Genomic DNA, 21,924 nt, shown 5'->3' with positions numbered 1-21,924 from the left:
CGCCCGCCCACACTGCTGCGCGGGCACAACCACCGTGGCGACCCGCCCGAGACGATCACGCCCGCACCGATGACGACCCCGAACGCCGCGCCCGCCGACCGTCCCGCCGAACAGCGCCTGGATCTGATCGATGCCCTGCGCGGCTTCGCCCTGGCCGGCGTGCTGCTGTCGAACCTGCGCGATTTCAGCCTCTACACCCTGATCGAAGCCGACGCGCCGGCGCTATGGCCGGGCGAGCGCTGGCTGCAGATGGCGCTGGCGGCGCTGCTCGACGCCAAGGCCATGACCGTGTTCGCGCTGCTGTTCGGGGTCGGCTTCGCGCTGCAGCTCGAACGCGCCGACACCGGCAACGCCGACGACAGCCGCGCCGCGCGCCGCCGCTACGCCTGGCGGCTGTGCCTGCTGCTCGGCTTCGGCCTGCTGCACGCGGCGTTCTGGTACGGCGACATCCTGCGTTACTACGCCGTGCTCGGCCTGTTGCTGCTGCCGCTGGCGCGCTGGCGGCCGGCGACGCTGGCCGCGCTGGGCGTGCTGGTGGCGGTGTTCGCCAGCGCCGCGCTGCAGCCGTGGATGAAGCCGTGGACCGCGCAGTTCGCGCCCGCCGCGCAGGCCGCGGCCGAGGCGCGCGCCGCATTCGCCGCGCCGTCGTGGACGACGATGCTGGCCGGCAACCGCGACTACGACCTGTGGGTGCACGCCACCGCCTGGAGCCTGCCATTGTTCACTCTCGGCCGGCTGCTGCTGGGCATGGCGATCGGCCGCGCCGGCTGGCTGCAGCGGCCGCAGCAGCACCTGCGCGCGTGGCGCCGGCTGCTGGCCTGGACCCTGCCGCCGGGGTTGATCCTGGCGGTGTATTTCCTGTTCCGCGACTTTGGCGGCCTTGGCCCGGAGCTGCTGGGCCTGCAAGGCGGCGCCGCGCGCGCGCTGAGCCGGCTGCTGCGCAATCTGGCCTATCTGTCGCTCGGCCTGGGCTATGTCGCCGCGTTCGTGTTGCTGTTCCAGCAGCCGCGCGCGCGCCGCTGGCTGGCCTGGCTGGCGCCGGTGGGGCGCATGGCGCTGAGCAATTACCTGGCCCAGACCGTGTTCGGCCTGACCTTGTTCTACGGCATCGGCCTGGGCCTGGGGCCGCGCTACGGGCTGATCGGCGTGCTGGCCGCGTTCGCGCTGGTGTTCGCCGCGCAGACCGCGCTGAGCCACTGGTGGCTGCGGCGCTTCCGCTACGGCCCGCTGGAATGGCTGTGGCGCTGCCTGACCTACCGCCGTGCGCTGCCGCTGCGGCGCGCGCCCGGGCCCGCACCGGGCGCGGCCTGAAGCGCAACCGGCCGGCGCCGGCCGCGCGCAGGTAGAATGCGCGCTGTTTTCACGCAGGCTGCGCCCATGGCGACCAACGCCACCATCGTCAAAATCGAACTGCAAATCAGCGACATGGACCGGCATTACTACGCCAGTCACGCGCTGACCCTGGCCCAGCACCCGTCGGAAACGCCGCAACGGCTGATGGTGCGCACCCTCGCCTTCGCCCTGCACGCGCACGAGCGGCTCGAATTCGGCCCCGGGCTGAGCTCGGAAGGCGAGGAACCGGAAATCGCCTTGCGCGACTACACCGGCGACATCGAACTGTGGATCGACGTCGGCCAGCCCGACGAATCGCGCATCCGCAAGGCCTGCGGGCGTTCGCGCCAGGTGGTGGTGGTCAACTACGGCGGCAACGCCGCGGACGTGTGGTGGGACAAGAACGCCAATGCGCTGCAGCGGCTCAAGAACCTCAGCGTGATCGACATCGACAGCGCCTCGGTCGAGGCGATGGCGGCGCTGGTGGAGCGCAGCTTCCGCCTGGATTGCCAGATCCAGGACGGCGAAGTCGCGCTGACCACCGACAAGGCCAGCCTCGCCCTGATTCCGCGCCGGCGCCTGGACGCCGCCGCGCGGGCGGCCTGAGTGGCCGAGCGTTTCGACGCGCTGATCGTCGGCGCCGGCGCCGCCGGCCTGATGTGCGCGCTGACCGCCGGCCGTCGCGGCCGCCGCGTGCTGCTGATCGAGCACGCCAACAAGGTCGGCAAGAAGATCCTGATGTCCGGCGGCGGCCGCTGCAATTTCACCAACACCGGCGCCGCGCCGGCCAATTACCTGTCGGCCAACCCGCATTTCTGCAAATCCGCGCTGGCGCGCTACTCGCCGTGGGATTTCATCGCCCTGGTCGACAAGCACCGCATCGCCTATCACGAGAAAGAACTCGGCCAGCTGTTCTGCGACATCTCGTCCAAGCTGATCGTGAAGATGCTGGTGGACGAATGCCTGGCCGCCGGCGTGCGCATCGAGACCGATTGCTCGATCGAACGCATCGCCCACGGCGATAGCGACGGCGGCGATTTCCGCGTGCACACCGCGCGCGGCGCGTTCGCCGCGCCGTCGCTGGTGATCGCCAGCGGCGGCCTGTCGATCCCGAGCATGGGCGCGAGCGGGTTCGGCTACGAAGTCGCCCGGCGCTTCGGCCACGAGCTGCTGCCGACCCGCGCCGGCCTGGTGCCGCTGACGCTCAGCGGCAAGCACCAGGAGCGGCTGGCCGACCTCAGCGGCGTATCGCTGCCGGTGACGGCCAGCTGCAACGGCCGCGAGTTCAGCAACCAGATGCTGATCACCCATCGCGGCGTCAGCGGCCCGTCGATCCTGCAGATTTCCTCGTACTGGCAGCCCGGCGACGACCTGCGCCTGGACCTGCTGCCCGGCCGCGACGCGCTGGACTGGCTGCAGCGGCAACAGCGCGAACGCCCCGCGGCGGAGCTCAAGACCGCGCTCGGCGAAGCGCTACCCAAGCGCTTCGCCCAACGCCTGTGCGAGCACTGGCTGAGCAACAAACCGCTCAAGCAGTACAACCTGCCGGAACTCAAGCAAGCGGCCGCGACGTTGTCGGCCTGGCCGCTGGTGGCGAGCGGCACCGAAGGCTACCGCACCGCCGAAGTGACCCTGGGCGGCGTCGACACCGACGGCGTGTCCTCCAGCACGATGCAATCCAAGCGCGTGCCCGGCCTGTACTTCATCGGCGAAGTGCTGGACGTGACCGGCTGGCTGGGCGGCTACAACTTCCAGTGGGCCTGGGCCTCGGGCAATGCGGCCGGCCTGGCGGTCTGAGCGGGTTTCCTACTGTAGGAGCGGCGCGAGCCGCGACTGCGACAACTCAACTACGACGCTACTTGCGCCGCGAGCGGATACCCCGCAGTCGCGGCTTGCGCCGCTCCTACAGGGGCTTCGGCAGGTTCGTAGTACGACTGTAGGAGCGGCGCGAGCCGCGACCAACCGAAGAGACGAACAACGCGCCCCCACCGAGGCTACCTATCTGCGAGAAGCGAGCTCTGCCGGCTCATAACTTCGGATGGCGACGCTTGCGAACGTCGCTTCGGTTAGTCGCGGCTTGCGCCGCTCCTACAGGGGGGCTTCGGGCGGATGCGCGGCGATCAGTGGGTTTCGATCGCTTCGCCGAACAGGTCGTGTTCGTCGCTGCCCATGATTTCGACGTCGACGAACTGGCCTACGCGCAGGCCGGCGCTTTCGCCGTTCTGGATCTGCACCAGGCCGTCGATCTCCGGCGCGTCGGCCATCGAGCGCGCGATCGCCAGTTCGCCGTCGATCGCGTCGACCAGGCAGCGCTGCACGCTTCCGACCTTGGCCTCGAGCTTGGCCGCGGAAATCTCCGCCTGCCGCTCCATGAAGCGCGCCAGTCGCTCTTGCTTGACCTCTTCGTCGACCGGGTCGGGCAGGTCGTTGGCCTTGGCGCCGTCGACCGGCGAATAGGCGAACGCGCCGACGCGGTCGAGCTGGGCTTCGTCGAGGAAGTCGAGCAGTTCTTCGAACTCGGCGTCGGTCTCGCCGGGGAAGCCGACGATGAAGGTGCTGCGGATGGCGATGTCCGGCGCGATCGCGCGCCAGCGCTGGATGCGCTCGAGGGTCTTGTCGACCGCGCCCGGGCGCTTCATCAGCTTGAGCACGCGCGGGCTGGCGTGCTGGAACGGGATGTCCAGGTACGGCAGCAGCTTGGGCATGCCGTTGGCGCCGTTCTCGGCCATCAGCGCGATGATTTCGTCCACGTGCGGATACGGATACACGTAGTGCAGACGGGTCCAGATGCCCAGCTCGCTCAGGCCTTCGCACAGCGCCTTCATCCGGGTCTGGTAGGCGCGGCCGCGCCATTGCCGTTCGGCGTACTTCACGTCCACGCCGTAGGCCGAGGTGTCCTGCGAGATCACCAGCAGTTCCTTGACCCCGCCCATCGCCAGCTTTTCGGCTTCGCGCAGCACGTCGTCGACCGGGCGCGAAACCAGGTCGCCACGCATCGAAGGGATGATGCAGAAGCTGCAGCGGTGATTGCAGCCTTCGGAAATCTTCAGGTAAGCGTAGTGTTTGGGCGTGAGCTTGACGCCGATGCCGTCGTCGCGGCGCGGCACCAGATCGACGAAGGGATCGTGCTTGGGCGGCAGCACCGAGTGCACCGCGCTCATCACGCTGCCGTAGTCCTGCGGGCCGCTGATCGACAGCACGTCCGGGTGCGCTTCGCGGATCAGCTCCGAGCGCTTGCCCAGGCAGCCGGTGACGATGACCTTGCCGTTCTCGGCGATCGCCTCGCCGATCGCGTCCAGCGATTCGGTCACCGCCGAGTCGATGAAGCCGCAGGTGTTGACCACGACCACGTCGGCGTCGTCGTAGCTCTGGACGATGTCGTAGCCCTCCACCCGCAACTGGGTGAGGATGCGCTCGGAGTCGACCAAGGCCTTGGGACAACCCAGGCTGACAAAACCGACTTTGGGATTAAGGGGGGCGCTGGCGGACATGCTGGCGGGAAACCTGCTCGGTGGACCTGAACGAGAATGCGCGCGCGGCGGGCCGGCGCGGGCGGTGCGAATAGACGCGAAATCCGGCGCGGGGCGCTCGGGGGCGCGAATTATAGCCTGCGGGGCTAAACTGGCAGCGAATCGGGTTCATTCGCACACGGAGCATCCCCCAATGGCTCACTGGATCGATTTGGACACCCCGGCCGGCCCGGTCCGGGCTTGGCGCGCCGACCCCGCCGGCGTGCCGCAGGGCGGCGTGGTGGTCCTGCAGGAAATCTTCGGCGTCAACGAACACATCCGCGCGGTGACCGAGCGCTTCGCCGAGGCCGGCTACGTCGCCCTGGCCCCGGCCCTGTTCGACCCGGTCGAACGCGACGTCGAGCTGGAGTACGACAAGAGCGCCTACGCCCGCGGGGTCGAACTGCGCAACGCGGTCGGCTTCGACCGCGCCAGCGACATCGTCGGCGCCGCCGCGCATCTGCTGCAGAGCGAAGGCTTGCGCACCGGCGCGGTCGGCTTCTGCTGGGGCGGGTCGCTGGCGTTCCTGGCCAACACCCGCCACGGCGTGCCGGCGGTGAGCTACTACGGCGCGCGCACCCTGCCCTTCCTCGGCGAGCCGCTGCGCGCGCCGATGCTGTTCCACTTCGGCACGCGCGACGCCAGCATCCCGGCGGAGGCGATCGAGCGCCACCGCGAAGCGCTGCCGAACGCGCCGATCCATCTCTACGACGCCGACCACGCCTTCAACCGCGACATCGGCGATCACTTCGATCCCGCCAGCGCCGCGCTGGCCTGGACCCGCACCCTGGACTTCCTCGCGGACGCGCTGAAATGAATCCCTGGCATCTGCATCCGCAACTGGCCGACGACACTCACCCGGTGGCGCAGTTCGAACTGTGCGAACTGCGGCTGATGGACGACGCCAACCATCCGTGGCTGATCCTGGTGCCGCGCGTGGACGGCGCGACCGAACTGGTCGATCTCAACGAAGCCCAGCAGCAGACCTTGACCCGCGAAATCGCCGTGGTCAGCCGCGCCCTGCAGGCCGGGTTCGCGCCGCACAAGCTCAACGTCGCCGCGCTCGGCAATCTGGTGCCGCAGTTGCATGTGCACGTGATCGCGCGCTATCGCGAAGACATCGCCTGGCCGCGGCCGGTGTGGGGCATGGCCACCGCGCAGCCGTATTCGCCCGAGGCGCTGGTGCAGCGCCTGCGCGTGCTGCAGGACGCGCTGGCGCGGTGAACGAACGCGTGCGCGAGGCCGCGGCGGCGGTGCAATTCGAAGCCCTGGCCGACGACGCCTGGCTGCTGCGCCTGGGCGAGCGCATCGACGACGCGCTCAACGCGCGCGTGCACGCGCTGGCCGCGCGAGTGCGCGCGCAGGCGCCGCTGTGGTTGCGCGACCTGGTGCCGGCCTACGCCAGCCTGGCGGTGTTTTTCGATGCGCAGGCGATCCAGGCCGAAGCGGTGCGCGCGTGGTTGCTGCGCTATTGCGAGGTGATCGAAGACGACGCGGCGGCCGAGTCCGGCGCGGGCGCGCGCACGGTCGAGATTCCGGTCGCCTACGGCGGAGAGTTCGGGCCGGACCTGGACGCGGCCGCCGCGCAACTGCAGCTGACGCCGGCGCTGTTGATCCAGCGCCACAGCGGCGGCGACTACCGCGTGGCGATGATCGGGTTCGCCCCGGGCTTTCCGTATCTGTCCGGGCTGGAACCGGCGCTGGCGCTACCGCGGCTGGCCACGCCGCGCACCCAGGTCGCCGCCGGCAGCGTCGCCATCGGCGGCGCCCAGACCGGCATCTATCCGCGCCCCGGCCCGGGCGGGTGGCGCCTGCTCGGGCGCACGCCGCTGCGCCTGTTCGACGCCGCGCGCGCCGCGCCGAGCCTGCTGCAACCCGGCGACCACGTGCGCCTGCGCGCGATCGGCGCCGACGAATTCCACGCGCTCGCCGCCGATGCGGATACTGCGTCCGCCGACGGCCCGCGCAACGCGGACGCGCCGCGATGACTCCGCAGCCGCGCCGCGACGCCTGGATCGAGGTGCTGGCGCCGGGCGCGCTGAGTTGCGTGCAAGACCTCGGCCGCGACGGCTGGCGCCACCTCGGCGTCGGCCGCGGCGGCGCGCTGGACCCGCGCTGCGCGATCCTCGCCAACGCCCTGGTCGGCAACCGCGCCGATGCCGCGGTGCTGGAACTGACCCTGCACGGCCCGACCCTGCGCCTGCATGCGCCGGCGCGGGTGGCCCTGCTCGGCGCGACCTGCCAGATGCGTTTCGACGGCCAGCCGCTGCCTGCCGCGCGGCCGCTCGATCTGCCTGCCGGCACCCTCGCCATCGGCGGCATGCGCGCCGGCGTGCGCGCGTGGCTGGCGGTGGCCGGCGGTTTCACTGTGGAGGCCGCGCTCGGCAGCCGCGCGACCGATCTGCGCGGCGGTTTCGGCGGCCTGCACGGGCGCGCGCTGCGCGCCGGCGACCGTTTGCCGCTGGGCCCGCAGCGCGCGCTCGCGCTCGATGCGCCGCGCGCGAGCGGCTGGTGGATCGACCCGGATTTCGGCCTCGACCCGCATGCCCCGATCCGCTACCGCCCGACCGAGTCCGCCGCCCTGGCCGAGGCCGCCGCGCGCTTCGGCGACAGCGGCTGGCGGGTCGATCCGGCCAGCGACCGTCAGGGCCTGCGCCTGGGCGGCGACGCGCTGGAGGGCGTGCTCGCGGCCGCCAGCGGCGTGTCCGAACCGGTCGCGCCGGGCACCATCCAACTGCCCGCCGACGGCCGTCCGATCGTGCTGCTGGCCGACGCGCAGACCGTCGGCGGCTACCCGCGCCTGGGCCACGTCATCGCCGCCGACCTGCCGCGGCTGGCGCAGGCGCAGCCCAATACGAAGTTGTATTTCCGCGCCTGCGACGAAAACGAGGCGCGCGCCGCGCGCGCCGCGGCGGCGGCCGAGCTGGCCCGGCTGCGTTGGGCCATCGTTGATCGCCTAGGCGGATCCTGAGCGCGAACGTTCGCATCGCCTTGCATCGGCGCGAGCGTCCGCACGTGCAGCGATAGCAGCGGAAATTCCCGGTATTTTTCGCCGTCCGCGCAGATAGCGCGGCGATTCGATGCACATCGATTGCATCACTTTTCCACTTAATCCTGTCGTCGGCCGACGCCGCATCGAGGATTGGATGTGCGAAACACTCAGGCGAGCGCACCGGAAAGATGCCAACCCGTAATTGCGCATCCCCCTACATGATCAAATGCCATGTCGCAGGCCGGCTTTTTTCGAAGACGCGTTATCGACAATTGCACTTGTTTGGCGTATCTCTTTGCGCAGTCGAATACTCAGCCGCGTAGTCGGGGCTAACGGAAATCCCATCGTCCTGCCGAAACCCATCCGGACATGACCCAAGAAGGCCCTTCGCTAGACCCGACCGCCGCAGCGCCGGCCCGGGATGAATTCGAGTTCCCCCAAGCCACCCTGGACTCGGTGACCCAGCTCATCGTCGCCGCCCAGAACGGCGAACCCGGCGCCTGGGACCGCGTCTACACCCTGCTCTACAAAGACCTGCACGAGGCCGCGGCGCTGCAGATCCGCCGGCGCTGGCGGCGCGGCAACAAGCGCTCGCCGACCTCGCTGATCAACCGCACCTGGCTGCGGCTGAACCAGGACAAGCTCAACCTCAACAACCGCCAACACCTGCTCGCGGTGCTGTCGCAGGCGATGCGCTACGCGCTGCTCGACGAGGTGCGCCGGCTCAAGCGGCTCAAGTACGAGGAAAGCTATCTGGCCGACAAGGCCGACCCGAACTACGAGCCGTCCTACGATCCGGACCTGGACCAGCTGCTGGCGATCGACCGCGCCCTGGAAGCGCTCAGCGCGGTCGAGCCGCGCCTGACCCAACTGGTGGAGATGCGCTACTTCGCCGGCATGAGCGATATCGAGATCGGCGAGGTACTGGGCCTGACCGACCGCACCATCCGCCGCGACTGGCGAAAGGCGCGCGCGTTCCTGGCCGCGCACCTGCGCACGCCGTCGGATCTGGACGACGAGGGCGACGCGGCCTGAGCGCGCCTTCGCACCGATCCGCCCGCCGCGCCGACCCGCGCGCATGAACGCCGCCACCGCCCGCGCCCTGAGCCTGTTCGACGAATTCGTCGAACTGCCCGCGCCGCAACGCGAGCACCGGCTCGCCGCGCTGGCTGCGGCCGAACCGGACACCCACGCCGCCCTGCTGCTACTGCTCGCCGCCGACGCCGACGAGGCGGCCGGCGTGCTCGAGCGTTCGCCGGCGCGCGTGCTCGCCGACCTGCACGAACGCGAGCGCTCATCCGTCGCCGCGCCGACACCCGCGCCGGAACCGGCGGACCTGCGCGTCGGCGCGCGCCTGGGCGCCTGGCGCATCGACCGCATCGTCGGCCGCGGCGGCATGGGCACGGTGTACGAGGCCCATCGCGACGACGGCCAGTACCAACAGCGCGTGGCGATCAAATGCCTGCGCGCGGAGCTCGACTCGCCGCTGCTGCTCGCGGCGATGCGCGAGGAGCGCAACCTGCTCGCGCGCCTGGACCATCCCGGCATCGCCGCGCTGGTCGACGGCGGCGTCGACGGCGACGGCCGGCCGTGGTTCGCCCTGCGTTATGTCGAAGGCGAACCGATCGACGCCTGGTGCGATCAGCGCCATCTCGGCATCGAGGCGCGCGTGGACCTGTTGCTGCAGGTCTGCGACGCGGTCGCCTACGCCCATGCGCAGGGCGTGCTGCACCGCGACCTCAAGCCGTCGAACGTGCTGATCACCGCCGACGGGCGCGCGCAGTTGCTCGACTTCGGCCTGTCCGCGCAACTGGGCCCGCTGCGCGAGGCGCCGGGCGAGCTGCCGGCGCTGACCCCGCATTACGCCGCGCCGGAAGCGCGCCAGCACGGCGCGCAGGGCCCGGCCACCGACCTGTACGCGCTGGGCGTGCTGAGCTACCGCTTGCTCGCCGGGCACTGGCCGACGCCGCTGCACGGACTGCGCCCGCTGATGCCCGGCGCCGACTCCGGCGCGCCGCTGACGATGGATGGCCTGCTCGGCGCGCGCCCCGGCGACGACGCCCTCGCCCGCCAGCGCGGCGCCGCCGACGCGCAGACGCTGGCGCGGCAGTTGCGCGGCGACCTCGCGGCGATCGCGCTCAAGGCGGTGGCGACGCGGCCGCAGGACCGCTACCCCAGCGTCGCCGAATTCGCCGACGAACTGCGGCGCTGGCGCGAGGGCCGGCCGGTGCGGGTGCGGCCGGGTTCGTGGCTGGCGCGCGCGCGCAAGTGGCTGCGGCGCAATCGCCTGGCCGCCGGACTCGGCGCGGCGATGATCCTGGCCGCCGCCGCCGGCTTGCTCGCCGCCGCTTGGCAGCATCGGCAAGCGGTGCGCGAGGCCGAGGCCAACGAACAGGTCAGCCGCCTGTTCGCCTCCACCCTCGGCAGCGCGACGCTGTCGGGCCTGGGCAGCGCGCGTTTTTCCTCGCGCGCGCTGCTGGAACGCAGCGAACGCGAATTGCGCGCGCTGGCCCTGGCCGACCAGCCGGCGCTGCGCGCGCACGCGCTGGCGACGCTGGCGCGCAGCTTCGTCCAGATCGGCGACTACCGTCACGCCGCCGCGCTGGCCGAAGAGGCGCAGCGCATTTCCATCGCCGCCGGCGACCGCGACGAGGACGGGTTCGTCGCCTCCACCCGGCTGTCCACGCTCAATTACCAGGGTCGCCACGACGAGGCGCTGGCGCTGGCGCAAGCGCGCCTGGACGCGCTGGCCGCGGCGCCGGATCCGTTCGCGCGCGACGCGCGCATCGCCATCGGCCTGGAATCGGCCCGCACCCAATGGGACCTGGGCCGGACCGGACAGGCGCTGGCCAGCGCCGACGACCTGGTGCGCCAGGCGCAGGCGCTGGGCCGCGGCCATGCCGCGCGCCTGGCCCAGACGCTGATCCTGCGCTCGGGCTTCCTGCGCCAGCTCGGCCGGGCCGCCGCCGCCGAGGCCGATGCGCAGCGCGCGCTCGCGTTGGCCGCGCCGCTGGACCCGGTGTTGGCCGACGATGCGCTCGAACGCCTCGCCGACGCACAGCGGCTGCGGCTGAGCCCGGCCTTCGCCGGCACCGCGCAGCGCCTGCTCGACGAACGCCGGCGCAATCTCGGCGCGGACCATCCGCAGACCGCGGCGGCCGAGGTCTACGTCGCCCTCGCCCGCTACCCGGACGTACCGCGCGACTCCGCGCTGGCGACGCTGCGCCGGGTGGAGGCGGGGTACGGCCGCGAGCATCCGGTCTACGCGCTGGTCCTGTCGCGCCTGGCCTGGACGCTGGCGCGCGACCCCGCCGAAGAGCTGCGTCTGCAGCACCAGGCGGTGTCGACCCTCGAGCGCACCCTGCCGCACAGCGAGATGCTGTTCAACGCACGCAGCAACTACGCCAAGGCGCTGCTCGGCCGCGGCAACGAGATTCCCACGCTGCCGCGCCTGAACGAGGGCGTCGCTTTGCTCGAACGCAACATCGGCGAACGCGAGCGCGCCGGCCTGCCGCCGCAAGCGGACCGCTACTCCGTCGTAGTCAATCTGGCCCAGTACGGCAGCGATCCGACTCTGCCGCAGGCGCGGCGGGCGCTGGATGAGGCCGCGCGCGCGGCGCCGCGCTTCTACCGCCCCGGCGACATCGAATGGCTGAACCTGCGTATCTTCGATGCGGTGGTGCGCTACCGCGAAGGCCGCTACGCCGAGGCCGATGCCGCCTTCGCGCAGATGCTGGACGAAATCGCGCGCGCCCCCGCCGCCGCTGGCGGCATATCGCTGATGCGGCGCAACGATTCGCAGACCATCGCGCTGCTGTACCGAGGCGTCTACGCGTTCCGCAACTGCCGCCGGCGCGAGGCGGCGCAATTCCTGGCGGCGGCCGTGCGCGTGGGCGAAGCGCCGGGCAAGCAGGTCTCCTCGCCGTTCTTCGACGAGGCGCGCGCGTTCAAACGCAGCGCGCGCAGCGGCCGGCTGCCGCCGCGGCCGCCGCTGTGGTTTCCCTCCGATCCGCGCGCCGTCGCCGCCGCGACCTTGGTCGCGCCCGACTGCCGCGGCGCGTCCGCCGCACCGGCCGCAAGCTCTGCCGCGCGCCGATGACCGACCACCTCGCCCGCGCGCTGCACCTGTTCGACGATTACGTCGACCTGCCCGCGCCCGAACGCCAGCGCCGGCTGGCGGCGCTGGCGGCGAGCGATCCGCCGCTGCATGCGGCCCTGCGCGCCCTGCTCGATGCGGAGAGCGAGGACGCCGGCGTGCTCGACCGCTCGCCGGCGCAGATCGTCGCCCAGCGCCAGTCGCCGCCGGCGAACGCCGCAGCGGACGCAGGCGCGGCCGATCACGACCGCGATGATGACGGCGACGACGACGAGCCCGCCGACCTGCGCGTCGGCGCCCTGCTCGGCGCGTGGCGGATCGACCGCATCCTCGGCCGCGGCGGCATGGGCACGGTCTACGAAGCCCACCGCGACGACGGCCACTACCAACAGCGCGTCGCGCTCAAATGCATCCGCAGCGGGCTGGAATCGCCGGAGCTGGCGGCCGCGTTCCGCGAGGAACGCAACCTGCTCGCGCGCCTGGACCATCCCGGCATCGCCGGCGTGGTCGACGGCGGCATCGACGAGCAAGGACGGCCGTGGTTCGCCCTGCGCCGGGTCGAGGGCGAACCGATCGACCAGTGGTGCGACCGCCGCGCGCTCGGCGTCGGCGCGCGCGTGGACCTGCTGCTGCAAGCCTGCGAAGCGCTGGCCTATGCGCATGCGCAAGGCGTGCTGCATCGCGACATCAAGCCGTCGAACCTGCTGGTGACCGCGCAGGGCCGGGTGCAGTTGCTCGACTTCGGCATCTCCACCCGCTTCGGCGGCGGCGAAGACGCGCGCGCGCACCTGGCCATCAGCCCCGACTACGCCGCGCCGGAAGCGCGCCAGCACGGCACCCAGGGGCCGGCCACCGATTTGTACATGCTCGGCGTGCTCAGCTATCGCCTGTTGTGCGGGCAATGGCCGACCCGGCTGCACAGCCTGCGCGAACTGGTACCGCTCGCCGCCGCCGGCGCGCCCGAGCCGATGGACCGCCTGCTCGACGACGCCGATGAGGCGATCGCCCGCCGCCGCGGCCTGGACGATATCGCCGCGCTGCAACGGGCGCTGGCCGGCGACCTGGCCGCGGTCGCGCTCAAGGCGGTGGCGAGCAAGCCACACGAGCGCTACCCCAGCGTGGCCGAGTTCGCCCGCGACCTGCGCGCCTGGCGCACCCATCGCCCGGTCAGCGCGCGCCACGGCGGCTGGCGCGAAACCGCGCGGCTGTGGCGGCGGCGCAATCCCACCGCGCCGGCGCTGTTCGCTGCGCTGGCGCTGGTGGTGGCGTCCGGCACCGCGGCGATCGTCTGGCAGCATCAGCGCGCGCTGCGCGAGACCCGCGCCAGCCACAGCGTCGGCCGGCTGTTCGCCAGCACCCTGGGCAGCGCCACCCAGTCGGGCCTGGGCAGCGCGCCGTTTTCCTCGCGCGCGCTGCTGGAACGCACCGAGCGCGAGTTGCGCGCGATGAAGCTCGACGATCAGCCCAGCGTGCAGGCACGCAGCCTGGCGATGCTCGCGCGCAGCTACGCCTTGCTCGGCGACTACGCGCGCGCCGAATCCCTGGCCGGCGAGGCCCAGCGCACGCTCGGCGAGGAACCCGACCGCGACGGGCTGGTCGCCGCGACCCGCCTGGCGATGCTCAACATCCGCGCCCGCTACGCCGACGCCGAACGGCTGGCGCGCGAGCGCATCGCCGAGCTCGACGGCCGCGACGACCGGGCCGCGCGCAGCCAGCGCATCGGCTACGGCACCGAGCTGGTGCGGGCGCTGTGGGGCGAAGGCCGGACCCAGGCCGCGGTGGCCGCCTGCACCGACTTGATCGCCCAGGCCGAGTCGCTCGGCCGCGGCCATCGCGAAGCGCTCGCGCAGTTGCTGATCCTGCGCTCGGAAATGCAGCGCCGGCTGTGGCGCGCCGGCGCCGCCGAAACCGATGCGCGCCGCGCGGTCGCACTGGCGCGCCCGCTCGATCCCGTCCTCGCCGACGATGCGCTGGAGCGCTACATGCGCGCGGTGCAGTTGCGCGGCGGCGGCGAGGCGCCGGCGCTGGCGGCCGAACTGGTGCGGCGGCGGATCGCCTCGCTCGGGCCGAACCATCCCAAGACCGCCTACGCCATGATCCGCGCCGACGTATTCCATGCGCCGGACCAGCCCACCTACGACATCGGCAAAGCGCTGGCGTCGATCCGCGCGGCTTACGGCAGCGGCCACCCGGAGTACGCCACCGCGCTGTCCACCGCCGCGGCGTCGATCGCGCTCGACCCGGCCGACCGCCGCGCCAAGACGCGCGCCGCCGCCGCCCTGCTGGAGCGGACCGTGCCGCCGAACAGCGATCCGCGCCTGTCGGCCAACTTCAACCTCGCGCTCGACCTGATCTATTCGCCCGGCGCCGACCCGGCGCGCGACCGCGCCGAAGGCCTCGACCTGCTGCGCCGCACCATCGAGGCCAAGCGCCGGGCCGGCCTGCCGACGATCCTGGAGAACTACCTGCTGGTCGAAAGCCTGGCCGACTACGGCGACGACGCCTCGCTGCCGGAGCTGCAGACCCGGCTGGACGACTATCGCGCGCAGCTGGCTACGGTCTTCCCGCCGGACAACTACCGTTTCGCCCATGTGCGCTACCGCCAGGCCCACCTGCTCTACCTGCAGGGCCACCGCGACCAGGCCGATCGCGAGTTCGCCGCCCTGCTCGCGTCCGAACGCGACTTCATCGCCGCCGACGGACGCGGCGAAGGCCCGCTGCTCGACCAGCACGGCCGCAGCCCCGACCTGGTGCGGGCGCTGGTCTACCGCGGCCTGTTCGCGCTGGAACAGTGCCGAGACAGCGAAGGCAGGGACCAACTGGCCCGCGCCGTGCGCCTGGCCGAGGCCGCGCGCGGCGGCGATGCGGAGCTGACCCGCCGGGTCCGGGCCTTGTACGAGGGCCTGCGCGCCGGCCGCGTCGCGGCGGCCGCCACGCCCACGGTGCTGCGCGAAGCCGAGCGGGCGCGCCTGGAGCGCAGCCTGCGCGCCTGCGCCGCACCGACGCGCTGAGCCGGCCCGATGGCCGGCGGTATGGCGAAAGTCACTGTGCAAACGTCGCCACAGCGCAGAGGATGGTGCGCCAGCCGCGCCCGCCCTGGATGCCCGGAGACCCCGCAATGCGTAGCCTGCGTCTGCTGTCCCTGTCCGCCTGTGTCGCCGCCGCGCTGGTCGCCGGCTGCAAATCCGAAACCGCCCCGCCCGCCGGCGACGCCGCCGCCCCGGCCGCGGCCAAGCCCGCCGCCGGCGCGGAATGGAACGCCGCCGTCGACGCCTTCGTGCAAGGCTATTTCGAACGCAACCCGGTCGCCGCCGCCAACGCCGGCAAGCACGAGTTCGACGGCAAGCTGCCCGACTACTCGCCGCAGGCGCTGCAGGCCACCATCCAGTGGCTGCACCAGCAGCGCGACGCGGTGGCCGCGTTCGGCGACGACCGCCTCGACGCCGGCCAGCGCTTCCAGCGCGACTACGTGCTGGCCACCATCGACGGCCAGTTGTTCTGGTTAGAAGACTCCGGCTTCGCCACCAAGAACCCGGCCTTCTACCTCGGCGACCTGTCGCCGAGCATGTACCTGACCCGCCCCTACGCGCCGCTGGAACAGCGCATGGCCGCGTTCGCCGCCTACCAGGAAGCGTTGCCCAAGGCGGCCGAGCAGATCCGCGCCAACCTCCAGGGCCCGCTGCCGGCGACCTACATCGACCTGGGCGTCATGGGCTTCGGCGGCATGGCCGAGTTCTTCAAGACCGACGTGCCCAAGGCTTTCGCCGAAGTGAAGGACGAGGCGCTGCAAAAACGCTTCGCCGCCTCCAACGCCAAGGCCATCGAAGCGATGCAGGGCCTGGCCGATCACCTGAGCCAGCAAAAGCCGCAGGCCACCCAGGACTTCGCCCTGGGCGCGGACAAGTTCGCGCGCATGCTCAAGGCCACCGAAGGCGTCGACCTGCCGCTGGACCAGCTCAAGGCCGCCGGCGAAGCCGACCTCGCCCGCAACCTGGCCGCGCTCAAGAGCGCGTGCGAGGCCTATGCCAAGGGCCAGAGCCTGCAGGCCTGCGTCGACAAGGCCGGCGCCGACAAGCCGGTCGGCGGCGCGGTCGAAGGCGCGCGCGCGCAACTGGCCGGGCTGCGCCAGTTCGTGGTCGACAAGGATCTGGTCTCGATCCCCGGCACCGAACAGGCCAAGGTCGAAGAAGCGCCGCCGTTCAACCGCAGCAACTTCGCCTACATCGAAATTCCGGGGCCGTACGAGAAGAACCTGCCCTCGGTCTACTACATCGCCCCGCCCGATCCGAAGTGGCCCAAGGCCGAACAGGACGCCTACGTGCCGGGCAAGGCCGACCTGCTGTTCACCTCCGCGCACGAAGTCTGGCCGGGGCATTTCCTGCACTTCCTGCACGCCAACCGCTCGCAGTGGAAGTTCGCCCAGTTGTTCGTCGGCTACGCCTACACCGAAGGCTGGGCGCACTACACCGAAGAGATGATGTTCGACGCCGGCCTCGACGGCGCCACCCCGGAAATCCACATCGGCCAGCTCACCAACGCGCTGCTGCGCGACGTGCGCTACGTCTCCGCGATCGGCCTGCACACCGGCGGCATGACCGTGGCCCAGTCCGAACAACTGTTCAAGGACAAGGCCTTCCAGGACCCCGGCAACGCCCGCCAACAGGCCGCGCGCGGCACCTACGACCCGGGTTACCTCAACTACACCCTGGGCAAGCTGATGATCCTGCAACTGCGCGAGGACTGGACCGCCAACCACGGCGGCCGCAGCGGCTGGAAGGCCTTCCACGACCAGTTCCTGAGCTACGGCGGCCCGCCGGTGCCGCTGGTGCGCGCGCAGATGATGAGCGGCAAACCGGAAACCAAACTGTGGAGCGCCCCGACCACCGCCGCGCCGACCACGCCGCCGCCCGCAGCGCCCGACGCCGGCGCGCCGACGAGCGCTCCTGCCGCTCCGGCCGGCGACGCCAAGAAGGCGTCGTAACCGCAACGGCGCCGCACCCGACACGAATCGATTTGGCGAGATCTTTCGCTTGGAACACGGGGCCGTTCGCGGCCCCGATTTTTTATCTGCGAGCGCTGACCGGACGCCTGCCCCGCAACGATCCGCAACGCGGATCCGCCGCGCCCTAGCCCCAGTGAACGCCCAAGTTCATCGGGCTCACGGAACCGGCCTCGCCTGCCGCCAGCCGTTACTGCGCAATTCCGGCGAAAAACGGAATCCAACCGCAGCGACGCAGCTCCGCCGCAATCTCCAAGCCCCACAACCTCCAGCCCATCATTCCGACGAAAACCGGAATGCACATGGCCGTTGCCGTTGCCCTTCGCTCCCCCCGCCGCCCCGAACTCGCCACAGGCAAGCGTAGACCCGATAGGGCGGCGCACAGGATGTGCGCCGTGCGCCACCCAGGCCATGGATGGCCTGTGTGGCGCATCCCTGCGCAGGCTCTGCCCGTTAGTGGCTCTTGATTCGAAAACAAGGAAAGCGCCTTTCTTTGGTTACTTTCTTTGGCAAGACAAAGAAAGTGACCCGGCCGCTTGCGGACGGAAGCTCCTGATCTTCGCTGGTCGTCGAACGCAACCAACGGGCATAGGCGAGTTTCGTCGTAGATGCATTGTCGCGGTCGCGGCTCGCGCCGCTCCTACAGGAGGCTCCGGCAAGTTTCGTATCCGACTGTAGGAGCGGCGCGAGCCACGACCGCAACAACACAACCACGACGAAATCCTCGCGACCACCGCATCGGCCCGCACGCGACACAGGCCCCACCCGATCACCCGCTCGAACGCGATCACACCGATCGGCGCCCAGCCTAGTTCCTCGAATGCATCCCCACACTCGCCGCAGCCCCAGACCGAGCCCCCTCGCCTCGCCCCATTCACCTCCCACCCCATAGTCCCGCCGCCCCAACCCGACTAGACTCGTCCCCGTCCCAAGCCCACCCGCCCCCGCACCACAGCGAGACCGCAACAGCATGAAATCCCACGTCGTCGGCGCCCTGATCCTGATCGTCATCGGCACCATGTTCCTGCTCAACAACCTGGGCTTCACCAATCTCAGCCTGACCAAACTGCTGGTGACCTGGTGGCCGGCCGTGCTGATCGCCGTCGGCCTGGGCCTGCTGTTCAAGCGCAACTAGTTCCGCCCACGCCATGTCCGGACGCATCGACTTCAACTGCGATCTCGGCGAAGGCTGCGGCGACGACGCCGCGATCCTGCCGTACGTGAGCTCGGCCAACATCGCCTGCGGCGGCCATGCCGGCGACGAGGCGACGATGCGCGCGACCCTGCGCCTGTGCCGCGCCCACGGCGTCGCCGCCGGCGCGCATCCGGGCTATGAAGACCGCGAGCATTTCGGCCGCCGCACGCTGGCGCTGCCCGGCGAGGACATCGCCGCGCTGGTACGCCGCCAGCTCCAGCGGCTGGCCGCGATCGCCGCCGAGGAAGGCGTCGCCCTGACTCACGTCAAGCCGCACGGCGCGCTGTACAACCTCGCCGCCGACGACCGCAGCGTCGCCGACGCCATCGCGGGCGCGGTGGCGCAGTTCGATCCGACCCTGATCGTGTTCGGCCTGGCCCAGTCCGAACTCACCGACGCCGCCCAGCGCCTGGGCCTGCGCGTCGCCCACGAAGTGTTCGCCGAACGCGGCTACGCCGGCAACGGCCGGCTGCTGCCGCGCGGCCAGCCCGGCGCGGTGATCGAATCGCTCGACGCGGCCATCGCCCAGGTGCGCGAGCTCGCGCTGCACGGACGCGTGCGCGTCGCCGGCGGCGAGACCATCGCGCTGCGCGCCGACACCCTGTGCCTGCACGGCGACCGCAGCGACGCGCCGCAGTTCGCGCGCGCGGTGCGCGCCGCGCTCGAAGCCCAGGGCGTGAGGGTCGCCGCCCTGTGACGGCGGCGGCGCGCGAGGCGAAGGATCGCTGCCCGGTTCGCATCGATGGGTTCTTCCTTCCGCCACGCGAGGACGCTGCTGCATGAACTATTGGCCCCTGATCGGCGTCGCCGCGCTCGCGCTCGGCTTCGTGCTGCGGCTCAATCCGGCCCTAGTGGTGGTCGTCGCCGGTTTCATCACCGGGCTGGCGGCGAAGATCTCGCCGCTGGAGGTGCTGGAAGTGCTCGGCAAGGCCTACACCGAGAAGCGCTTCCTGCTGCTGTTCCTGCTGACCTTGCCGGTGATCGGCCTGCTCGAGCGCCACGGCCTGAAGGAACACGCGCAACGCTGGGTCGCACGGCTGCGCGGGGCGACCATGGCGCGGCTGCTGATCGCCTACCTGCTGATGCGCCAGATCGCCTCGGCGGTGGGCCTGACCAGCCTCGGCGGCCATCCGCAGACCGTGCGCCCGCTGCTGGCGCCGATGGCCGAGGGCGCGGCCCAGGCCAGCCACGGCGATCTCGATGAAGACACCCGCCAGCGCATCCGCGCGATGGCCGCCGGCACCGACAACGTCGGTCTGTTCTTCGGCGAGGACATCTTCATCGCCTTCGGCGCGGTGCTGCTGATCCAGAGCTTCTTCAAGGAACACGGCCTCAACCTCGACCCGCTGCACATCGCGATGTGGGGCATCCCGACCGCGATCTGCGCGTTCGTGATCCACTGCATCCGGGTGCTGCGCTTCGAGCGCCGAATGATCCGACAACTGCAGCGCCAGCGCGCGGCCGAAGTCGCCGCGCTCGCCGACCAGGCGCGCGACGCATGATCGGGTTGAGCTTCGTCTACTGGCTGATGGGCCTGTACTTCGCCGCGCTGGCGTGGCGCGGCGCGCGCGACGCGGCCAATCCGCGGCGCTGGACCACGGCCGCGTTCTGGGGCCTGATCGCCACGCTGATGTTCCTGGCCGAGCACCTGCCGAACAAAGTCGTCGGCGCCTGCGTGGTGGCGCTGGCGCTGCTGGCCGGCTTCGGCGGCCTCGGCCGCGGCCGCTACGCCGAAACCAGCGGCGAGGAAAAAACCGGCGAGGCGCAGCGCCTGGGCAACCGCCTGTTCTGGCCGGCGCTGCTGATTCCCGCGGTCACCCTGGTCTTCGCGCTGGGCCTGAAGTACGTGCGCATCGGCCAAACGCCGCTGCTGGAAACCGCCAACGTCACCCTGATCGGCCTGGCCTTCGCCTGCATCGTCGCCTTGGTCGCCGCCTGCCGGCTGACCCGGCAGACGCCGTGGAGCGGCGTGGAGCAATCGCGCCGACTGGTCGACGCGATCGGCTGGGCGGCGCTGCTGCCGCTGCTGCTTGCCACCCTGGGCAGCGTGTTCGAAGCCGGCGGCGTCGGCCAGGCGGTGGCCGGGGTGGTGCGCATGGCGATCCCGGTCGATAACGCCTTCGCCGTGGTCGTCGCCTACGCCGTGGGCATGGCGCTGTTCGCGGTGATCATGGGCAACGCCTTCGCCGCGTTCCCGGTGATGACCGGCGGCATCGCCCTGCCCTTGCTGGTCGGCCACCACCACGCCGACGCCGCGCCGCTGGCCGCGATCGGCATGCTCTCGGGCTATTGCGGCACGCTGTTCTCGCCCATGGCGGCCAACTTCAACCTGGTGCCGGCGGCGCTGCTGGAACTCAAGGATCCCTACGGCGTGATCCGCGCGCAGTGGCCCACCGGCGCGATCTTGCTGGCCTGCAACGTGCTGCTGATGTACTGGATCGCGCTGCGATGACGAGCGGCTTCGACAGCGCGCCAGTACTGCTGACCGGCTTCGCTCCGTTCGGCGGCGAAAGCGATAACCCCAGCTGGGAGGCGGTGCAGCGCCTGGACGGCGAGCGCATCGGCGGCCGCCGCGTCGTCGCCGACTGCTTGCCGGTGGCGTTCGGCGCCTCGCTGCAACGCCTGCGCGAACGCCTGGACGCGCTGCGCCCGGCGCTGGTGCTGTGCATCGGCCAGGCCGGCGGACGCGCGCAGCTGTCGATCGAGCGCATCGCGATCAACGTCGACGATGCGCGCATCGCCGACAACCTCGGCGCGCAGCCGATCGACACGCCGGTGATCGCCGGCGGGCCGGCGGCGTACTTCAGTTCGCTGCCGATCAAGGCGTTGCGCGCGGCCGTGAATACGGCCGGCGTGCCCGCGGAGATCTCGCAGACCGCCGGCACCTATGTGTGCAACCATGTCTTCTACGGGCTGATGCACGAACTGGCGCTGCGCGGCGACGCGCGCGTGCGCGGCGGCTTCGTCCATATCCCGTACTCGCCCGCGCAGGCCGCGCAGCAACCGGGCGCGCCGAGCCTGGACATCGACAGCGTGGCGCGCGCCTTGCGCACGATGATCGCCACCGCGCTGACCACCGAGGTCGATCATCGGCTGGCCGGCGGCGCGGAGCACTGAGCGCCATCGCGCGCGGCCGCTGAGGTCGCGCACCTCGCTTCGCCCATCGCGCATCGCCCGGCCGAGCGCAGCGAGCGCTGAACGCCGCGCGCCGGCGGGTCGAAGCGCGGCCGCCGCCGTGCCACCCTTGCCGCACCCGACCGCCGCTACGCCGGCGGCCTTTCCCCTCGACCGCGGCCGCGACGGCCGCACGCCGGAGACTCTTCATGCACCGCATCCTGCTCGCCGCCCTGCTCGCCACGGCCGCCACCGTCGGCGCAGGCATCGCGCCCGCCCACGCCGGCCTGTTCGACAAGAATCCCGACCAGGTCGCGCAGGACGCGGTGACCAAGAACCTGCATGCGGTGACGCTGTGGGTGGACGCGACCTGGGGCTTCCGCAACCAGGGCGCGGCCAACGCGCTCAGCCGCGCCCACCAGGCCTTCGCCACCCGCGGCTACGACGTGGTCAGCGTCGAGCCGTACATCGAGAACGGCGACCTGCAGGGCTTCTTCGTCACCTACCAAAAGCCGCGCGGCTGACCGCAGCCCCTGTAGGAGCGGCGCGAGCCGCGACCGCGACAACGCAACTGCGCCGCAGGTTTCGTCGTAGCTGCGTTGCCGCGGTCGCGGCTCGCGCCGCTCCTACAGGAAGCCCCCCAACAAAAAAGCCGGCGCTTGCGGCGCCGGCTTTTTTGCGACTGCG

18 protein-coding genes are annotated in these 21,924 nt (G+C 71.4%); 17 read left to right on the top strand and 1 reads right to left on the bottom strand.

Annotated features, from left to right (window positions below):
* Positions 1–69 precede the first annotated feature (69 nt).
* The 3 genes from BLU84_RS08335 (at position 70) to BLU84_RS08325 (ending at position 3,129) form a co-directional block, all read left to right on the top strand.
* Positions 70–1,311 carry a DUF418 domain-containing protein gene (locus BLU84_RS08335; protein ID WP_074865131.1) on the top strand — a complete coding sequence of 414 codons (1,242 nt, stop codon included), beginning with the start codon at positions 70–72 and terminating at the stop codon, positions 1,309–1,311.
* Positions 1,312–1,377: 66 nt separating this feature from the next.
* Positions 1,378–1,938, top strand: coding sequence for a YaeQ family protein (locus tag BLU84_RS26255; protein WP_074865127.1), 561 nt, complete (start codon positions 1,378–1,380; stop codon positions 1,936–1,938).
* Positions 1,939–3,129: a BaiN/RdsA family NAD(P)/FAD-dependent oxidoreductase gene (locus tag BLU84_RS08325; protein WP_074865124.1), complete on the top strand. Its 1,191-nt coding sequence runs from the start codon at positions 1,939–1,941 to the stop codon at positions 3,127–3,129. It begins immediately after the preceding gene.
* A gap of 323 nt (positions 3,130–3,452) precedes the next feature.
* On the opposite strand, the gene rimO is transcribed toward BLU84_RS08325, so the two are convergent.
* Positions 3,453–4,823, bottom strand: coding sequence for a 30S ribosomal protein S12 methylthiotransferase RimO (gene rimO / locus BLU84_RS08320; protein WP_074865121.1), 1,371 nt, complete (start codon positions 4,821–4,823; stop codon positions 3,453–3,455).
* 172 nt (positions 4,824–4,995) lie between these two features.
* Here rimO and BLU84_RS08315 point away from each other — a divergent pair, with 172 nt between their 5' ends.
* From BLU84_RS08315 to BLU84_RS08255, 14 genes are all read left to right on the top strand, one after another.
* A complete protein-coding gene (locus tag BLU84_RS08315; protein ID WP_074865118.1) occupies positions 4,996–5,658 on the top strand; it encodes a dienelactone hydrolase family protein in 663 nt (220 codons plus the stop codon).
* Positions 5,655–6,065, top strand: coding sequence for an HIT domain-containing protein (locus tag BLU84_RS08310; RefSeq protein ID WP_074865115.1), 411 nt, complete (start codon positions 5,655–5,657; stop codon positions 6,063–6,065). The genes BLU84_RS08315 and BLU84_RS08310 overlap by 4 nt, the downstream gene beginning before the upstream one ends.
* Entirely contained in the window at positions 6,062–6,829 is a 768-nt protein-coding gene (gene pxpB / locus BLU84_RS08305) for a 5-oxoprolinase subunit PxpB (protein WP_233431103.1), read from the top strand. The genes BLU84_RS08310 and pxpB overlap by 4 nt, the downstream gene beginning before the upstream one ends.
* Entirely contained in the window at positions 6,826–7,812 is a 987-nt protein-coding gene (locus BLU84_RS08300; protein WP_074865111.1) for a 5-oxoprolinase subunit C family protein, read from the top strand. Before pxpB ends, BLU84_RS08300 begins: the two co-directional genes overlap by 4 nt.
* Positions 7,813–8,202: 390 nt before the next feature.
* Positions 8,203–8,868, top strand: a complete 666-nt coding sequence (locus BLU84_RS08295; RefSeq protein WP_074865108.1) for an ECF-type sigma factor — start codon at positions 8,203–8,205, stop codon at positions 8,866–8,868.
* Positions 8,869–8,911: 43 nt separating this feature from the next.
* On the top strand, positions 8,912–11,932 hold the full coding sequence (locus BLU84_RS08290; RefSeq protein ID WP_074865104.1) for a serine/threonine-protein kinase: 3,021 nt from the start codon (positions 8,912–8,914) through the stop codon (positions 11,930–11,932).
* Positions 11,929–14,940, top strand: a complete 3,012-nt coding sequence (locus BLU84_RS08285) for a serine/threonine-protein kinase (protein ID WP_170849123.1) — start codon at positions 11,929–11,931, stop codon at positions 14,938–14,940. The genes BLU84_RS08290 and BLU84_RS08285 overlap by 4 nt, the downstream gene beginning before the upstream one ends.
* 107 nt (positions 14,941–15,047) lie before the next feature.
* The gene (locus tag BLU84_RS08280; protein WP_083382434.1) at positions 15,048–16,910 is read left to right on the top strand and encodes a DUF885 domain-containing protein; all 1,863 of its coding nucleotides are present in this window, start codon (positions 15,048–15,050) and stop codon (positions 16,908–16,910) included.
* Positions 16,911–17,898: 988 nt separating this feature from the next.
* Entirely contained in the window at positions 17,899–18,063 is a 165-nt protein-coding gene (locus BLU84_RS27090) for a LiaI-LiaF-like domain-containing protein (protein ID WP_170849122.1), read from the top strand.
* A 13-nt stretch (positions 18,064–18,076) separates the two neighbouring features.
* Positions 18,077–18,820 (top strand): LamB/YcsF family protein, encoded by a 744-nt coding sequence (locus BLU84_RS08275; RefSeq protein ID WP_074865098.1) that lies wholly within the window; start codon positions 18,077–18,079, stop codon positions 18,818–18,820.
* Between the two features lie 82 nt (positions 18,821–18,902).
* Positions 18,903–19,625, top strand: coding sequence for a DUF969 domain-containing protein (locus tag BLU84_RS08270; protein ID WP_074865095.1), 723 nt, complete (start codon positions 18,903–18,905; stop codon positions 19,623–19,625).
* Entirely contained in the window at positions 19,622–20,575 is a 954-nt protein-coding gene (locus BLU84_RS08265) for a DUF979 domain-containing protein (protein WP_074865092.1), read from the top strand. The genes BLU84_RS08270 and BLU84_RS08265 overlap by 4 nt, the downstream gene beginning before the upstream one ends.
* Positions 20,572–21,240 carry a pyroglutamyl-peptidase I gene (pcp, locus tag BLU84_RS08260; RefSeq protein WP_074865089.1) on the top strand — a complete coding sequence of 223 codons (669 nt, stop codon included), beginning with the start codon at positions 20,572–20,574 and terminating at the stop codon, positions 21,238–21,240. The genes BLU84_RS08265 and pcp overlap by 4 nt, the downstream gene beginning before the upstream one ends.
* A gap of 206 nt (positions 21,241–21,446) precedes the next feature.
* Positions 21,447–21,761: a hypothetical protein gene (locus tag BLU84_RS08255; RefSeq protein WP_074865086.1), complete on the top strand. Its 315-nt coding sequence runs from the start codon at positions 21,447–21,449 to the stop codon at positions 21,759–21,761.
* Positions 21,762–21,924 lie beyond the last annotated feature (163 nt).

The organism is Lysobacter enzymogenes, assembly GCF_900106525.1.
In the GTDB taxonomy this organism is placed as follows: domain Bacteria; phylum Pseudomonadota; class Gammaproteobacteria; order Xanthomonadales; family Xanthomonadaceae; genus Lysobacter; species Lysobacter enzymogenes.
Note: the sequence above shows the minus strand (reverse complement) of the source record. Positions and strands in the feature narration are given on the sequence as shown.

Bases quoted from the DNA above. Each gene is read 5' to 3' on its own strand.
- BLU84_RS08335 (WP_074865131.1), top strand. From the start codon at position 70: ATGACGACCCCGAACGCCGCGCCCGCCGACCGTCCCGCCGAACAGCGC.
- BLU84_RS26255 (WP_074865127.1), top strand. From the start codon at position 1,378: ATGGCGACCAACGCCACCATCGTCAAAATCGAACTGCAAATCAGCGAC.
- rimO (WP_074865121.1), bottom strand. From the start codon at position 4,823: ATGTCCGCCAGCGCCCCCCTTAATCCCAAAGTCGGTTTTGTCAGCCTG.
- BLU84_RS08315 (WP_074865118.1), top strand. From the start codon at position 4,996: ATGGCTCACTGGATCGATTTGGACACCCCGGCCGGCCCGGTCCGGGCT.
- BLU84_RS08310 (WP_074865115.1), top strand. From the start codon at position 5,655: ATGAATCCCTGGCATCTGCATCCGCAACTGGCCGACGACACTCACCCG.
- BLU84_RS08300 (WP_074865111.1), top strand. From the start codon at position 6,826: ATGACTCCGCAGCCGCGCCGCGACGCCTGGATCGAGGTGCTGGCGCCG.
- BLU84_RS08295 (WP_074865108.1), top strand. From the start codon at position 8,203: ATGACCCAAGAAGGCCCTTCGCTAGACCCGACCGCCGCAGCGCCGGCC.
- BLU84_RS08290 (WP_074865104.1), top strand. From the start codon at position 8,912: ATGAACGCCGCCACCGCCCGCGCCCTGAGCCTGTTCGACGAATTCGTC.
- BLU84_RS08285 (WP_170849123.1), top strand. From the start codon at position 11,929: ATGACCGACCACCTCGCCCGCGCGCTGCACCTGTTCGACGATTACGTC.
- BLU84_RS08280 (WP_083382434.1), top strand. From the start codon at position 15,048: ATGCGTAGCCTGCGTCTGCTGTCCCTGTCCGCCTGTGTCGCCGCCGCG.
- BLU84_RS27090 (WP_170849122.1), top strand. From the start codon at position 17,899: ATGAAATCCCACGTCGTCGGCGCCCTGATCCTGATCGTCATCGGCACC.
- BLU84_RS08275 (WP_074865098.1), top strand. From the start codon at position 18,077: ATGTCCGGACGCATCGACTTCAACTGCGATCTCGGCGAAGGCTGCGGC.
- BLU84_RS08270 (WP_074865095.1), top strand. From the start codon at position 18,903: ATGAACTATTGGCCCCTGATCGGCGTCGCCGCGCTCGCGCTCGGCTTC.
- BLU84_RS08265 (WP_074865092.1), top strand. From the start codon at position 19,622: ATGATCGGGTTGAGCTTCGTCTACTGGCTGATGGGCCTGTACTTCGCC.
- pcp (WP_074865089.1), top strand. From the start codon at position 20,572: ATGACGAGCGGCTTCGACAGCGCGCCAGTACTGCTGACCGGCTTCGCT.
- BLU84_RS08255 (WP_074865086.1), top strand. From the start codon at position 21,447: ATGCACCGCATCCTGCTCGCCGCCCTGCTCGCCACGGCCGCCACCGTC.